12 protein-coding genes are annotated in these 13,637 nt (G+C 71.7%); 3 read left to right on the top strand and 9 right to left on the bottom strand.

What is annotated here, in order from left to right; genetic code table 11:
- Positions 1–14: 14 nt before the first annotated feature.
- The 7 genes from ACPFP2_RS21060 to ACPFP2_RS21030 form a co-directional block, all read right to left on the bottom strand.
- Entirely contained in the window at positions 15–281 is a 267-nt protein-coding gene (locus ACPFP2_RS21060; RefSeq protein ID WP_424090885.1) for an acyl carrier protein, read from the bottom strand.
- Positions 278–1,531, bottom strand: a complete 1,254-nt coding sequence (locus ACPFP2_RS21055; RefSeq protein ID WP_424090884.1) for a type III PLP-dependent enzyme — start codon at positions 1,529–1,531, stop codon at positions 278–280. The genes ACPFP2_RS21060 and ACPFP2_RS21055 overlap by 4 nt, the downstream gene beginning before the upstream one ends.
- Positions 1,528–2,883, bottom strand: a complete 1,356-nt coding sequence (locus ACPFP2_RS21050) for an ATP-grasp domain-containing protein (protein WP_424090883.1) — start codon at positions 2,881–2,883, stop codon at positions 1,528–1,530. Before ACPFP2_RS21050 ends, ACPFP2_RS21055 begins: the two co-directional genes overlap by 4 nt.
- Positions 2,880–3,812, bottom strand: a complete 933-nt coding sequence (locus tag ACPFP2_RS21045; RefSeq protein ID WP_424090882.1) for a 3-oxoacyl-[acyl-carrier-protein] synthase III C-terminal domain-containing protein — start codon at positions 3,810–3,812, stop codon at positions 2,880–2,882. The genes ACPFP2_RS21050 and ACPFP2_RS21045 overlap by 4 nt, the downstream gene beginning before the upstream one ends.
- Positions 3,813–3,890: 78 nt before the next feature.
- The gene (locus tag ACPFP2_RS21040) at positions 3,891–5,237 is read right to left on the bottom strand and encodes a nucleotide sugar dehydrogenase (protein WP_424090881.1); all 1,347 of its coding nucleotides are present in this window, start codon (positions 5,235–5,237) and stop codon (positions 3,891–3,893) included.
- Positions 5,234–6,217 (bottom strand): alpha/beta hydrolase, encoded by a 984-nt coding sequence (locus tag ACPFP2_RS21035; RefSeq protein ID WP_424090923.1) that lies wholly within the window; start codon positions 6,215–6,217, stop codon positions 5,234–5,236. Before ACPFP2_RS21035 ends, ACPFP2_RS21040 begins: the two co-directional genes overlap by 4 nt.
- Positions 6,218–6,222: 5 nt before the next feature.
- Positions 6,223–7,026, bottom strand: a complete 804-nt coding sequence (locus tag ACPFP2_RS21030) for a sugar phosphate nucleotidyltransferase (protein ID WP_424090880.1) — start codon at positions 7,024–7,026, stop codon at positions 6,223–6,225.
- A gap of 411 nt (positions 7,027–7,437) precedes the next feature.
- On the opposite strand from ACPFP2_RS21030, the gene ACPFP2_RS21025 reads away from it, so the two are divergent.
- On the top strand, positions 7,438–8,319 hold the full coding sequence (locus ACPFP2_RS21025; RefSeq protein WP_424090879.1) for a transglutaminase domain-containing protein: 882 nt from the start codon (positions 7,438–7,440) through the stop codon (positions 8,317–8,319).
- A 156-nt stretch (positions 8,320–8,475) separates the two neighbouring features.
- On the opposite strand, the gene ACPFP2_RS21020 is transcribed toward ACPFP2_RS21025, so the two are convergent.
- Positions 8,476–9,738 carry an LVIVD repeat-containing protein gene (locus ACPFP2_RS21020; protein ID WP_424090878.1) on the bottom strand — a complete coding sequence of 421 codons (1,263 nt, stop codon included), beginning with the start codon at positions 9,736–9,738 and terminating at the stop codon, positions 8,476–8,478.
- 373 nt (positions 9,739–10,111) lie between these two features.
- Positions 10,112–11,554 carry an MFS transporter gene (locus ACPFP2_RS21015; RefSeq protein WP_424090877.1) on the bottom strand — a complete coding sequence of 481 codons (1,443 nt, stop codon included), beginning with the start codon at positions 11,552–11,554 and terminating at the stop codon, positions 10,112–10,114.
- A gap of 424 nt (positions 11,555–11,978) precedes the next feature.
- Here ACPFP2_RS21015 and ACPFP2_RS21010 point away from each other — a divergent pair, with 424 nt between their 5' ends.
- Both ACPFP2_RS21010 and ACPFP2_RS21005 read left to right on the top strand, forming a co-directional pair.
- Entirely contained in the window at positions 11,979–12,281 is a 303-nt protein-coding gene (locus tag ACPFP2_RS21010; RefSeq protein WP_424090876.1) for a glutaredoxin domain-containing protein, read from the top strand.
- 152 nt (positions 12,282–12,433) lie between these two features.
- A complete protein-coding gene (locus ACPFP2_RS21005) occupies positions 12,434–13,603 on the top strand; it encodes a winged helix DNA-binding domain-containing protein (protein ID WP_424090875.1) in 1,170 nt (389 codons plus the stop codon).
- Positions 13,604–13,637 lie beyond the last annotated feature (34 nt).

The raw sequence follows: 13,637 nt of genomic DNA, 5'->3' as shown, positions 1-13,637 counted from the left end.
TGACGTACACCCGCTCAACCACCCGCCTGCTCGACGATGTAGTCGGTGAGCGAACCGACGGTTTCCAGGTGCCGCGACTCGAGCGTCTCGGGGTCGAACTCGAAGCCGAACTCGTCCTCCAGCGTCATCAACAGCTCCAGCGCGTTGGTCGAGTCCATACCGAGGTCGGCGAAGAGCCGGGTGTCCTGGTGCAGCGTCTGCGGGTCGCGCTGCACCACGCCGGCCAACACCCTGACCGTCCGCTCGGCGAGCCGGCCCCGGTCCATGTCGGCTGTCGTCATCGTGTGTCTCCTCCCGTGGTGACGAGGCTTCTCTGCTGGCGGAGCAGGTCCGCCACCTGGTCGCGGCGCCGGATCAGATGCCCGACGCCGTCTCGCACGAGGACCTCGGCCGGATGGCCGTGTCCGAGGAACAGCGTCGGCGAGGCGCTCGGGCCGTACGCGCCGGAGCGGAGCACGCCGAGCAGGTCACCCCGGCGCAGGTCGGGCAGCTCGGCAGCCCGGGCCAGGGTGTCGTTCGGTGTGCACAGCGGGCCGGTGACCGTCCACCGTGCGGTGGGGCCGTCGGCGGGCCGGCCCACCAGCCGCAGCGGGAAGTCGCGCTTGACGAACGAGCCGATGCCGACCGCCGCCATGTGCTGGTGGGTGCCGCCGTCGGTGACCGCGAAGCGCTCGCCCATCGAGGTCTTCACGTACCGCACCCGGACCAGGTAGGTGCCGGCCGGCGCGACGAGGTACCGGCCCAGTTCCATGATCAGCCGGGTGTCGCGGTGCCGGTCGTGGAACTCGGCGATCACCGGGTTGACCAGGTCGGTGAGGCGGTCCACGGCCAGGTCGCGCTCGCCGTCGAAGTAGGCCACGCCGAGCCCGCCGCCGACGTCCACGAACTCCAGCGGGAAGTCCAGGTGGGCGGCGAGGCGTTCGGCCAGCCGCAGGATGCGCCGGGTGTTCTCGGCGATCACCGTCTCGTCGAGGATCCGGGTGCCCAGGTAGACGTGCACACCGACCACCCGCAGGTGCGCCAGACGCAGACCGGGCAGGGCGAACAGCTGCTCCTCGTCGATGCCAAACTGCCGTGGCTTGCCGCCCATGGTGAGCCCGGAGCCCTTGACGGCGAAGGCCGGGTTGACCCGGAGCGCGACCCGGGCCCGGATGCCTCGTTCCCGGGCCAGCTCGTCGACCAGCTCCAGTTCCTCGAACGACTCGCAGATGATCGCGTAGATCTCCTCGTCCAGGCAGGCGGCGATCTCCTCCCGGCTCTTGCCGGGACCGGGGAAGACGATGTCGCGGGGCGGGACGCCCGCTTCCCGCGCGGTGGTCAGTTCGAGCAGCGACGACACCTCGGCGCCGGCGCCGAGCGAGCGCAGGAAGCCGCAGATCGCCAGGTTCGGGTTGGCCTTGAGCGAGTAGAAGACGTCCACCGCCGGGTGCAGCCGCTGCCGCAGGCCCGTGTACTGCGCGGCGAGGCTGTCCGCCTCGTAGACGAACAGCGGGGTGCCGTATTCATCGGCCAGCGCGGCGTGATCGATCATCTCGTCTCCTCGGTGACGGTGGTCAGGCGGCGCGTGACCTCGGCGTCCAGCGCGGCCAGCCGCACCGTCGTGTCGGCCACGAGCAGGGCGTACAGGCGGCCGTCCGGCGGGGCGGCGTTGACCGTGGCGAAGGCGGTCACCACCAGGCCCGTCCGGTCGCCCGGGGTGAGCAGGACACCGTCGAGCAGCCGGCGCAGGGTCGCGTACGGCAGCGGCTCGGGCACCCGCAGCGGGTAGTGCCGGGCCAGCACCTCGGCGCCGGGCGGCACCAGCCGCTCCTGCACCACGGTCTGGTAGGTCGACATGTTGTTGCGGGCGTTGATCTCGACGATCGGGTACAGGCCGTCGTCCGGGTCCACCATGGCGTCCACGCCGACGACACCGAAGTAGCCGTCGCGGGCCAGCCGCCCGCCGATCGCCTCGGCGGCGGCGACGAGCTCGCCGACCTGTGTCGCGGTGAGGCGTGCCGGGAAGCGGTGACCCTTGTGCACGCCGTTGTCGGTCAGTGCCTCCTTGACGAAGTCGAAGCTCACCGATCCGTCGCGGCCCACGACGAAGTGGTAGTTCAGGTCGGTGCGCTTGGCCACCCACTCCTCGACCACGAGCGCCACGTCGGTGCGGCCGCTGCGGGCGGCCCGTGCCTGCACCATCCGCCCCACCTGGTCGAGCCGGCGGCCGGTGTCGACCACGGTGATGCCCTTGCCGGACACCCCGAAGGCGTCCTTGACCACCACCCGGCCGCCCGCGTCGATCACCCGGGCGGCCCAGGCGAGCGCGTCCGCCAGCTCGTCGAGGGTGACGCAGGTACGGCCCGGCGGCTGCCGCAGCGCGAGGTCGGTGGCGAGCAGGCGGCTGTAGATCTTGCTGTTCACCGCCTTGCAGGTCGCGGCGGACGGCGCGGCCAACGGCAGCCCCGCCCGACCGGCAAGCTCTTCCTCGACGGCGGAGACGCCGTGCGGGGCGAGCCGGAAACCGGCGTCGCCCAGCGTGCCGAGCGTCGCGAGCAGGGCGTCGTCGGCGAGCGCGTCGGCGCTGACCGTCCGCTGCGGATCCTGCGCACGCGGCACCAGGATGTGCGGCAGGGTGAGGCCCAGCTCCGCCAACTGGGCGAGATGGTCGGGGTCGGGCGCCGCCTTGAGCACCACCCGGTCACCCTCGGCCGCGAGCAGCAACGCGAACTCGTCCATCCGGTTGACCACGGCGCGGCCGGAGCCACCCACGGTGAGCCGGGGCAGGCCCCGCTCCGTGCGGGCCCACTCGTCCTCGACCTCGAAGTTGCCGAGCAGGACCAGCGGGGTGTCGGGCCGGCCGGTCACCGCGGTGCGCAGTGTCGTACGGAAGTCCTCGGTCATCGCCGCAACACCATCGCCGAGAAGGTCGCGCCGACGCCGACCGAGGTCATGAGGTACGGGTCGCCGGGACGCAGCCGCCCCAGTGCCTGCGCGGTCCGGTAGTTGATGAACGGGTCGGCGCCGAAGCAGTGTCCGAGCACGGGCACGTTGTCGAGCAGGATCCGGTCCACCGGCAGCCCGATCATGCGGGCGACCCGGTACCAGGACATCTTGTTGACGTTGTGCGGCAGCACGAGCGTCAGGTCGGTGGCGGTCAGTCCGGACGCGTCCAGGGCGGCCTCGATCACCTCGGCCAGCGCGGCCGGGTAGAGCTCGTCGAACCGCGCGGCCAGGTCGGGCGGCTCGAAGGGGCCGACGTGGAACTCGCTGTACGTCCGGGTCGCGTACCCGAGCACCCGGTCGGGGCCTCCGCCGGGGCGGATGAGCACGGCCGCCGTCGACTCCCCCATCACGGCCGAGTTCGGCATCACCCGGGTGACCCGGGTGAACGTCTTCTCCCCCGCGAGCACCAGCGCCAGCGCGTCGGGGTCACCGTCGGCCGTCAGCAGCTTTCCGCAGGCGTCCACGGCCAGCAGGGCCGACGCGCACGCGTGCTGGGTCAGCGAGAACGCGGCGGCGTGGGTCAGGCCGAGCGCGTCGCGTACCTGGCCGAGGACGTCGGTCGGGTACGGCGCGGCGAGCTGGATCGTCGGGGCGTACGCCAGGTAGCGCACCCGCTCCTCGCGGCCACGCAGGTGTTCCAGCTTGCGCGCGGCGGCCAGCAGCAGGTCGCCGACCGCGGCCCCGGAGTCCCTGCGGACCTCGGCGAAGCCGTAGTAGCGCTGGTACAGCCCGATCTGCGCCGGGCTGTGGTCGAGTTCGGTCAGGATCTGCGCGATCGGCGTCGTCTCCGGCGGCAGGTAGGTGGAGACCTCCTCCAGCGCCGTCATGTTCCGTCCTCCTCGTCGGGTCGCGTCCGCCTCGGGTGCCCGTCGCCCGCTGCGGCGGGGTCGTGCCGTGGGCGTGGGCTACACCGCGACGGGCCTGCCGAGCGTCCATCCGGCCACGCCCAGGCGTCGGTAGTCGATGTCCTCGGCGCCGGCCAACTCCTCGGCGAGCACACCCCACATGTCGAACACGACCGCCGGCAGGCGCAGCCGCTCCCGCAGCACGCGGTGGCCCAGCACCTCCCGGTAGCCCGGGTGGTCGACCAGCAGCAGCACCGCGTCGGCGTCGGTGAGCCCGTCGTCGATGCCGACCGGCGAGAACCCGGCCCGGCTGATCCGCTCGGGCGCCACCACGAAGTCGTGCCCGCGCAGCTCCGCCACCCGGCCGCGCAGCGCCCGGGCCACCTCGACCGACGCCGAGCCGCGGGTGTCGTCGGTCACCGGCGAGCCCTTGTACGCGATGCCGCAGACGAGCACCCGGGCCTGCGCGGCGTCACGTCCGGTCGCGGCCAGCCCGTCGAGCACCTGCTCGACGGCGAACAGCGGCACCTGCTCGTTGACGGTCCGCGCCGCCGCCACCATCGGCGGGTGGTAGCCGGCCTGGCCTGCGGCGTGCATCAGCAGGTACGGGTCCTTGGTCAGGCAACTGCCGCCGACGAAGCCGGGCCGGGACAGGTCGGGCCGGGGATAGCGCAGGTTGGCCGCGTCGATCACTTCGTGGGCGTCGACGCCGAGTGAGTGCGCCATCAGCGCCACCTCGTTGCCGAATCCGTAGATCAGGTCGGTGTGCGCGTTGCACACCAGTTTCACCATCTCGGCCGCCTCCAGGTCGGACACGATCACCTGGTCGGGGGCGAGCCGGCTGAACAGATCGGCCGCCCGGCGGGCGGATCGGTCGTCGACGCCGCCGATGACCTGGGGCAGCGCTGCCAGTTCGGTCAGGGCGCGGCCCTGGATGGTGCGTTCCGGGCAGACGGCGAGCAGGGGCCGGGCGATCCCCCGCTCCCGCAGCCGGGCGAGGATGAGGCTGCGCGTGGTGCCCACCGGCACCGTGCTGCGCAGCACCACCAGCGTCTCCTCGTCCAGGTGGGCGGCGATCTGCTGCACCGCGGCCTCCAGGTGCCGCAGGTCGGGCAGCCGGGTGTGCGGATCGACGGCGGTGCCGACGCAGATGACGACCGCGCGCACGGGGGTGTCGGGCAGCCGGTCGGTGACCGTGAACCGGTCGGCCGGAAGGGTGGCGAGCAGGTCCTCCACGCCGGGTTCGAACAGGACGCTGCGGCGCTGCGCCAGCGCGGCGCGGACCGTCGGGTCGGCCTCCACGCCGATGACCGGTGTCCCCTCCCGGGCCAGCGAGACCGCCAACGTCAGTCCGACGTAGCCGAGCCCGATGACGGCGACCGGTCCCGGATCGTTGTGCGGGTTCATCTCCCCGCCCTTCTCGGCTGGCTCATCTGTCCCTCCTCGGGGTCGGTCGAGTCGTGCGGTTCGGTCAGTGCCGCGCGTAGCGCGTCGCACGCGAGTTCCTCGCACCGTCGCGCTGCCGGCAGCACCGCGCCCAGGCCGAACGCGCCATGGAAGAGCCCGCTCACCCGGTGCGTCCGCACGGGCACGCCTTCGGCGGCGAGCCGGGCGGCGTACGCCTCGCCCTCGGCGCGCAGCGGGTCGTGCTCCACCGTCAGCACGAATGCCGGCGGCAGTCCGGCGAGGCTCTCGGCGCGCAGCGGTGAGGCGTACGCCTGCTCGCCGTGCGCGCGATCGGACAGGTACTGCTCGACGTACCACCGCATGTGTCGGCTGGTCATCAGCTGCCCGTCCGGGTCGTCGGACCAGTCCGCGAGGCAGTCGGTCACCGGATAGACGAGCAGTTGGAAGCGGATCGGTGGGCCGCCCGTGTCGCGCGCTCGCAGGCAGCACACCGTGGCGAGGTTGCCACCCGCGCTGTCGCCGGCGACGGCGATCCGGTCCGGGTCACCGCCGAGCGCCGCCGCGCCGACCGCGTGCACCCAGCGCACCGCGGCGAACGCGTCGTCGACCGCGGCCGGGTACGGGTGCTCGGGCGCGCGCCGGTAGTCGACGGAGACGACGATCGCGGGCGTGCCGTCGGCCAGGATGCGGCAGATCCCGTCGTGCGAGTCGAGGTCGCAGAGGACGAATCCGCCGCCGTGCAGATAGACCACGACCGGTGGGTTCGCCCCGGCCTCCTTCGGCCGGTAGACGCGGGCCGGCACGTCCGGCGTGCCGGGGATGACGATGTCCCGGACCTCGCCGACGTTCGGGCCGCGGGGGAACCGGGCGCGCTCGTGGCGGCGGCGGGCGTCGACGGCGTCGGTCACGACGCCCCCGACATCGGGGTACGCGGCGGACATGAGCCGCCGGACGCCGTCGGTGTACGGATCCAGCGCCATCGTGGTCAGCTCCACGGCGACAGTTCGGCGACGGACAGCCGGTCCCCGTCCGGCTCCAGGGCGACCTCGACCTGGTGTCCGGAACGGTTGGACTGCCGCGACGCGCCCGGCTTGAGGTACCGGTCGGGGTGGGCGAGGAACTCCTTCATCGCCTTCTGGTAGCGGAACGGCGTGCCGATGTCGTGCCACTGCCCGCTGAAGCCGTACCCGGTCACCTGTCTGCCGTCGGCGAGCAGGGCGTTGATCAGGCCGGGCATGTCCGCGGCGTCGCTGCGCGGGATGTAGTCGCGCACCTGCGGGTCGGCCACGTAGATCCCGGCGCTGATGTTCCACTCGACGTGCGGCTTCTCCCAGATCTGCTGGACCTGTCCGTCGCTCACCTGCAGTACGCCGACGCCGGCGGACAGCACGCTCTGGTGGAACGCCACCGTGAGCAGGTTCCCGCTCGTCCGGTGGCGTCGATAGAGGTCGGCGAAGTCCACCGTGGTGAGGATGTCGCCGTTCATCACCACCGCCGGCGTCGTCCAGTCCGGTACGAGGTGCAGTGGCGCGGCGGTGCCGAGCGGGCGTTCCTCGGTGCAGTAGTCCACGGTGACGCCGAGGTGACGACCGTCGCCGAACTCCCGTCTGATCATCTCGCCGAGGTGGGCGATGCACAGGGTGATCCGGTCGAACCCGCAGTCCCGCAGTCGCCGGATGATGATCTCCAGGATCGGGTACTGCCCAATTTTGACGAGTGCCTTCGGCTGTGACCGGGTACGTGGCCAGAGGCGAGTGGCCTTCCCGCCAACCAGGACGATCGCGTGCATGGCTGGTGGCCTCCCATCGTGGTGGACCCTGTACCCACCGTGCCATTCGCCGTTCGAGTACGGCATCTTGCGGATTGCGTCGATCGTCCATGCTCGTCCCTGTGTAGGACGACTTGTTGTGGGGTATCACCGCCGTGCGCAACACAGCGTGGTGGAGTCGTCGCGCTGCGGTGAGGCCGGTGACGATGGAAATCGGCACGCCTGCGCTCGGCACGGCGGCGACCCGCGCCCCGAATCCCCCCGCGGGGCATCGATCGGGAGTAAGGTCTCATTTGGGTACGATCCAGATCGTGCCCGCGCTTCGGTCCACTTCGGCCCCGGCCCGGTCCGGCTCCGGTCGACTCCGGTTCAGCGCATCGGCCCGGTGAACCGCGGCGCGCCCTCGAGACGAGACTGCAAGGAGTCGGGCTCATGGATCGGCACATTCTCGAGTTCTACTCGCGACCGTCGGAGATGAGCTCGGTGGGACGCCACCTCGCCACCTTCGACGGGCTGCCCACGGACCTCGACGCGCTGGTCCGCACGGTCCAGCACCTCGTGGTGTACGACGCGGTGGCGGGAGACTTCTACGGAGCGGAGATCCCTGAGGAGCGCCGCGACGAGATCCACATCCGACCCGTGGACCGCAAGCTCGACCAGATCCTGGCCCTCGACAACCGGCCGCTCACCGCCGAGCGTCCGGCCGGGCGGCGGCTGGCCGGGCGGTGCCACCACTACACCCTGCTGCTCGTGTCGCTGTTGCGGGCCAACGGGGTGCCGGCCCGGGCCCGGTGCGGCTTCGGCGCCTACTTCATTCCGGGCAAGTTCGAGGACCACTGGGTCTGCGAGTACTGGAACACCGACCAGGAGCGGTGGGTGCTGGTCGACGCGCAGATCGACGAGGTCTGGCAGGCCAAGCTCTCCTTCCCGCACGACAACCTGGATGTGCCTCGCGACGCGTTCCTCGTCGCCGGGGACGCCTGGCAGCGCTGCCGCACCGGCGGCGTCGACCCCGAGCTGTTCGGCATCGAGTTGGCCGGCATGCGCGGGCTGTGGTTCGTCGCGGGAGACCTGGTACGCGACCTCGCCGCGTTGAACAAGGTGGAACTGCTGCCGTGGGACGTCTGGGGCGCCCAGCCCGGTCCCGACGAGCAGCTCGACGACGAGCAGTTGGCGTTGTTCGACCAGATCGCCGCGATCACCCGCGACCCGGACGCCTCCTTCGACGAGGTGCGGGAACTCTTCGCCGACCAGCGGCTGCACGTGCCGCAGAAGGTCTTCAACTCGCTTCGGCAGCGCACCGAGCAACTCTGAGAACAGCCGTGCAGCTGGTCCTCGCTCTGCGGTAGGAATTCGTCCACCGTCAGCATGGTGGCTGGCGGCCGTCCGCCTGGCCCGATTCCCCGGAACGGGTCCGGGACAGGCAAGCGGGCGGGCGCCGTCGGCGCCCGCCCGCTTGCGGCAGCACTGTCAGTCGAGCAGGAACGTCTGCGTCTGCGGGTTCAGCATCGGCAGGTGGCGTGCGCCAGCGGTCTCACGGCCGCTGAACCGGATCACGTCCACCCCCCGGGAGATGTCGTTGGCGATGATCAGGCCGTTGTACCAGTACGTCGACCACTGGTTGGAGCGCATGTCGTAGAAGGCGATCTCCTTCGGGGCGCTCGGGTCGGTCAGGTCGACCACGGAGGTTCCCGAGGCGTACGCGGAGGAGACCAGGATGTTGCGCCCGGCGACCGGCACGTAGTTGAAGTTGTGGTACGTACTGGGCTCGGCGCGCGGGATGCGCAGGTGGCTCAGCGGCGTGCGGGGGTCGTCGACCGCGTATGTCCAGAGCGCGCCGAACGGCTCTTGTGCCGGGCCGAAGTACTCGTCGCCGAAGGTGACGTGCTTCCCGTCGTGGGTGAACGCGGCGCTGTGCCAGATGTCGACGTCCGGCGTGTCGATGTCGGCGCTCACCCGGGGTGCCAGGGGGTTGCTGATGTCCCACAGTTGGCCCTGGGAGAGGCAGGCCGCGGCGGCGAGGTTGCGCGGGGTCAGCACCTGGATGTCGTGGCAGGCGAAGAAGTCGCCCGAGGCACCCGGGTACAGGTCGATTCCCTTGATGGTGGGCTCGGCGACGACCTCCGCGGCGAGGCCGGCGGTGGCGTCGTCGCCCGGCACGTCGATCACCGAGATCCGCTCGAACGGGGCTCGGCAGTCCGGGCCGATGGCGCTGGCGCTCAGCGGGTAGGAGGCGACGTAGATGTAGGTGCCACCGTCACGTCGCGGAACGAGGGTGTGCGTGTGCGAGCCGCAGTCGGTGCGGATCGCCTGGAGGAACCGCGGCGTGCTCGGGTCGCTGACGTCGAAGACCCGCACCCCTTCCCACGCGCCAGGGGTGGAGGCGGTGACATTGCGGGACCCCTCGCAGCCGGGCGTGCTCTGCGGGGTGTCCACGGACAGGAACAGCAGGTCACCCCAGACCGACACGTCGCCCTGGGGGCCGTTGCAGTGCACATCGGCCAGTTCCACCGGCTCGCCCGGCTCGGAGATGTCGATGATGCGGAAGCCGCCGTAGTGGCCGGCGAACACGAGGTCGCCGGAGAAGGCGAGGTCGGAGTTGACGCCGCCGGTGTGGGTGGCGGTGGAGAGCAGGTGCATGTCGCGGCTGTAGCCGTCGGCGGGGCTGCTGGGCGGGGGCGGCGGCACGGCCCCGTCGTCCCACGGCTCGTGTGCGTGGGCGGGAGATGACATCACGGCGAGCAGGATCGCTGCGCCCGCGAGTGTGAGTGATCGGATTCGGGAAGGTCTACGCACGGCATCCCCTCACGTCGTGCGTGTCGCCACTTGGCGCGATCACGCTGCCAGCGTCACACTGTCAAATATTCACCGCTGTCGCTAGCCCTCGTCCCGAACGGACCCGGTCCGGAGGGCGTCGGAGAAGGCGCTGCCGGTTCCCCCGGTTCACTGCGCGCAGGATCCCGACCGCCTCGCTCCCCCGGGGTCCACTGCGGATCTCCGCTCGCCGCGCCCCGACCTGTCCGACGTCAGGCGCTCGGGGACGCCGGAGCCGGCGGGGCGACCAGAGAATGGTTGCCCCACCGGCCGACGAACCGGGACCGTGAAGTCACTGCCCTCCGGCGACCCGGGTCCGCTCCTTGTCGGGCTCGACAGCCTCCGCCGGCTGCCGCTTCGCCGTGTGCAGGGTGAGTCCGGCGATGACGGCGCCCGCGGCGGCGATGGTTCCGGCGCCGACGAACGCGGCGGAGTAGCCGTCGGTGAGGGCGGGCAGGTCGCCGAGCCGGTCGGCGCCGGCGGCGGAGGCCAGGGCGGTCATGGCGGCCAGGCCGAGCGCGGAGCCGACCTGGTAGCTGGTGTTGACGATGCCCGAAGCGAGGCCACCCTCCTCGGGGCGGGCGCTGGAGATGGCGGTGCCGAGCGACGGAATGAACGCCAGGGACATGCCCAACGCCGCGACCAACGAGGCGGGCAGGACGTCCACGGCGTAGGAGCCGTCGGGGCGGACCAGGGCGAGCCAGCCGAGCCCGATGGCGAGGACCGCGAGGCCGGTGACCACCATGGGCTTCGGGCCGAACCGGGCGATGGCCCGCGGGGCGAGCACGATCATGCCGACCATGATGAGGATCGTCATCGGCAGCAGGGCGGCCCCGCTGGGGAAGGCGCTGTAGCCGAGCACCTGCTGCAGGTAGAGGTTGAGGAAGAACCACATCGGGATCCAGGCCGCACCGAGCAGCAGTTGGGCGACGTTGGCCGCGGCGAGGTTCGCCGCGCGGAAGATCGACAGGCGCATCAACGGCTCGCGTCGGGCCGCCTGGATGGCGACGAACGCGGCCAGAGCGACGACGGCTCCGGCGAGGACCAGCCAGGTCTGCCCGGAGGCCCAGCCGACCTCGGGGGCCCGGACGATGCCGTAGACGGCCGCACCCAGACCGACGGTCACCGTCAGGGCGCCGAGGACGTCCAGCGAGCCGCGGCGCCTGCCGCCGGCGGGCATCAGCACCGGAGTGGCCAGCAGCGCGAGGGCCGCGATCGGGATGTTGATGTGGAAGACCCAGGGCCAGCTGACGTATTCGGTGATGACGCCGCCGAGGAAGACGCCGGCGGTGCCACCGGCCGGTGCGGCGGCGCCGTAGAGGGCGAGAGCCCGGGTGAGCTCCTTCGGCTCGGCGCCGAAGAGCATCATCAGCAGGGTGAGCGCCGACGGGGCGATCAGCGCCGCGCCGACACCTTGTCCGGCGCGGGCGGCCAACTCCACCGCGACGGTGTCGGCGAGCCCGGCGACCGCTGAGGCGACGAGAAGGACCAGCCAGCCGGCGGCGAACACGCGCCGGGCGCCGAGGAGGTCGGACAGCCGGCCGCCGAGCAGGAGCAGGCCACCGAACGCGACGACGTAGGCGTTGAAGACCCAGGACAGGTTCTCCGGTGAGAAGCCGAGATCCGCCTGGATGCGTGGTAGTGCGACACCAATGATCGAGGTGTCCATGATGACCATGAACTGGGCGAGGGCGATGAGGCCGAGAGCCCACCACCGCTTCGAGACGGACGACATGGCGACCACTCCTTCGGTACCCCTAGGGGGTATAGGTAACGGCAAGATTGATACCCCGCACCCGTATGGAATGTCAAGTTGTCGACCCTTCATCGCAGCGAGAGCTGCGGCCCTGAGGGCTTGAGTGCAAATACGGGGGAGGGGTATTGTCGAGCATCCGTTCGACCGGGAGCGGCACGGCCGATGTCGGCCACCCTGACGCGCCGTCGCAGCGGAACGTCCGTAACCCGAGGAGATCGACGTGGCCGCCGGAACCATCACCGTCATCAGTGCTGACCCACTGGAGATCACTGACGTGCGCGCGGCGGTGGAGCGGGCCGGCTACCGGCTCGCCGACTGAGCGTCACGTACGCCGCGGCGCCGGCCACGCTCCGATGCCGGCAGATGTGGATACCTTCCGTCCGAACGACTTCAGGAGATCGTCATGGCCACCCGAGACCTTGCGCACCGAGACGACGCCGAGCCCGAGTTGGTGGTGTACGGCACCGGCTGGTGCCCCGACGTCCGACGCAGCCGCGCCCTGCTCGACACCGCCGGCATCGCGTACGACTACGTCGACCTCGACGAGGACCGGGCCGCGACCGAGTTCGTCCGTGGGCTACAGCAAGGGCAACGACGCGTCCCCACCCTGCGGTGGCCCGACGGGAGTTTCCTCGTCGAACCCACCGACGACCAGCTACGCACGCACCTGAACCGCGCCACCCGCACGGTCGACCTCGCCGGTTGACCCGCCGCGTCCTCGTCTGGCCCTCCGCCGACGGCAGCGAACAGGGACAGCCGGCTCACCGACCCGGGCCGGGCGGGTCCGGGCCGCCAGGCCGGCGCGGTGCCCGCACGATCAGCAGCAGGAACTCATGACGACATCGGGAGATTCGCGCGATGACCGACCGTTCGCCCCTGCCGAGGCTGTCCTGGTCCGACGTGTGTGCCCGCCGACTCGAACGGCACGGGCTGTCCGCCACGGCACCCGGGAGCACACCGGTCGACGTCGTCGCCGCCATGTGCGGCGCGCACGCTCAGGTGCTGTCCGCTGCTGAGGTGTCGATCGGGCTGCGCGTCCCCGGTGCCACCCGGGTCGACGTGGGCGATGCGCTGTGGCGCGAGCGGAGCCTGGTCAAGACGTTCGGACCGCGGGGCACGGTGCATCTGCTGCCGACCCGTGAGCTGCCGCTGTGGGCCGGCGCGCTCGGCGCGATCCCACCGTCCTCCCCCGCCATGTCGGCCGACGTGCGGTTGACTCCCGGCCAGACCGACGAGGTCGTCGCCGCGATCGCGGCGGCGTTGGCCGACGCGGAACTGACCGTCGACGAACTCGGCGCCGAGGTGGCCGCCCGCACCGGCTCCTGGGCCGTCGACCCGGTGCTGCCCGCCTTCGGCGGCATGTGGCCGCGCTGGCGGCAGGTGACGCATCTGGCCGCGCACCGCGGAGCACTGTGTTTCGGGCCGAACCGCGGGCGGATGGTCACCTACACCAGCCCCCGGCGGTGGCTGCCCGGATTCCAGCCGGCCCCGGCCTCCGAGGCCCTCGCCGGCCTGGTCCGGCGCTACCTGCACGCCTACGGCCCCGCCACACCGCAGCAGTTCGCGCAGTGGCTGGCCGCGCCGCGCCGCTGGGCGACGGCACTGTTCGACTCCCTCGCAGGCGAACTGGAACAGGTCGAGGTCGACGGCCGTCCCGCCTGGGTCCGCGCCGGCGACACCGCGCCGCCGGCCACCGAGCCGCACGGAGTGCGGCTCCTGCCATATTTCGACGCGTACACCGTCGGCTGCCATCCGCGTGAACTGCTCTTCCCGGGACCTGCCGCGCAACGCGCGCTCGCCGGCGGTCAGGCCGGCAACTTTCCGGTACTGCTCATCAACGGCACGGTCGCGGGCGTGTGGCACGGACGCCGCTCCGGACGCAGGCTGGACGTCACCGTCGAGGCGCTCACCCCGCTCACCGACGCCGAGCGTCGGGGACTCGGCGACCGGGTGGAACGTATCGGAGAGATCGTGGAGTGCACACCGCGGTTGGTCCTCGGCGCGGTGACCGTGGGCGGGCACGCGTGAGCCCGCGGCCCTCCGGGAGGCTGGCAGCCCCCGT

The sequence above is a fragment of the Micromonospora citrea genome (assembly GCF_049629545.1).
GTDB lineage: Bacteria > Actinomycetota > Actinomycetes > Mycobacteriales > Micromonosporaceae > Micromonospora > Micromonospora citrea_A.
Note: the sequence above shows the minus strand (reverse complement) of the source record. Positions and strands in the feature narration are given on the sequence as shown.

Coding starts and splice junctions, on each gene's coding strand:
- ACPFP2_RS21015 (WP_424090877.1), bottom strand. CDS start 11,554: ATGTCGTCCGTCTCGAAGCGGTGGTGGGCTCTCGGCCTCATCGCCCTC.
- ACPFP2_RS21010 (WP_424090876.1), top strand. CDS start 11,979: ATGGCCACCCGAGACCTTGCGCACCGAGACGACGCCGAGCCCGAGTTG.
- ACPFP2_RS21035 (WP_424090923.1), bottom strand. CDS start 6,217: ATGGCGCTGGATCCGTACACCGACGGCGTCCGGCGGCTCATGTCCGCC.
- ACPFP2_RS21040 (WP_424090881.1), bottom strand. CDS start 5,237: ATGAACCCGCACAACGATCCGGGACCGGTCGCCGTCATCGGGCTCGGC.
- ACPFP2_RS21025 (WP_424090879.1), top strand. CDS start 7,438: ATGGATCGGCACATTCTCGAGTTCTACTCGCGACCGTCGGAGATGAGC.
- ACPFP2_RS21030 (WP_424090880.1), bottom strand. CDS start 7,026: ATGCACGCGATCGTCCTGGTTGGCGGGAAGGCCACTCGCCTCTGGCCA.
- ACPFP2_RS21020 (WP_424090878.1), bottom strand. CDS start 9,738: ATGTCATCTCCCGCCCACGCACACGAGCCGTGGGACGACGGGGCCGTG.
- ACPFP2_RS21060 (WP_424090885.1), bottom strand. CDS start 281: ATGACGACAGCCGACATGGACCGGGGCCGGCTCGCCGAGCGGACGGTC.
- ACPFP2_RS21055 (WP_424090884.1), bottom strand. CDS start 1,531: ATGATCGATCACGCCGCGCTGGCCGATGAATACGGCACCCCGCTGTTC.
- ACPFP2_RS21050 (WP_424090883.1), bottom strand. CDS start 2,883: ATGACCGAGGACTTCCGTACGACACTGCGCACCGCGGTGACCGGCCGG.
- ACPFP2_RS21005 (WP_424090875.1), top strand. CDS start 12,434: ATGACCGACCGTTCGCCCCTGCCGAGGCTGTCCTGGTCCGACGTGTGT.
- ACPFP2_RS21045 (WP_424090882.1), bottom strand. CDS start 3,812: ATGACGGCGCTGGAGGAGGTCTCCACCTACCTGCCGCCGGAGACGACG.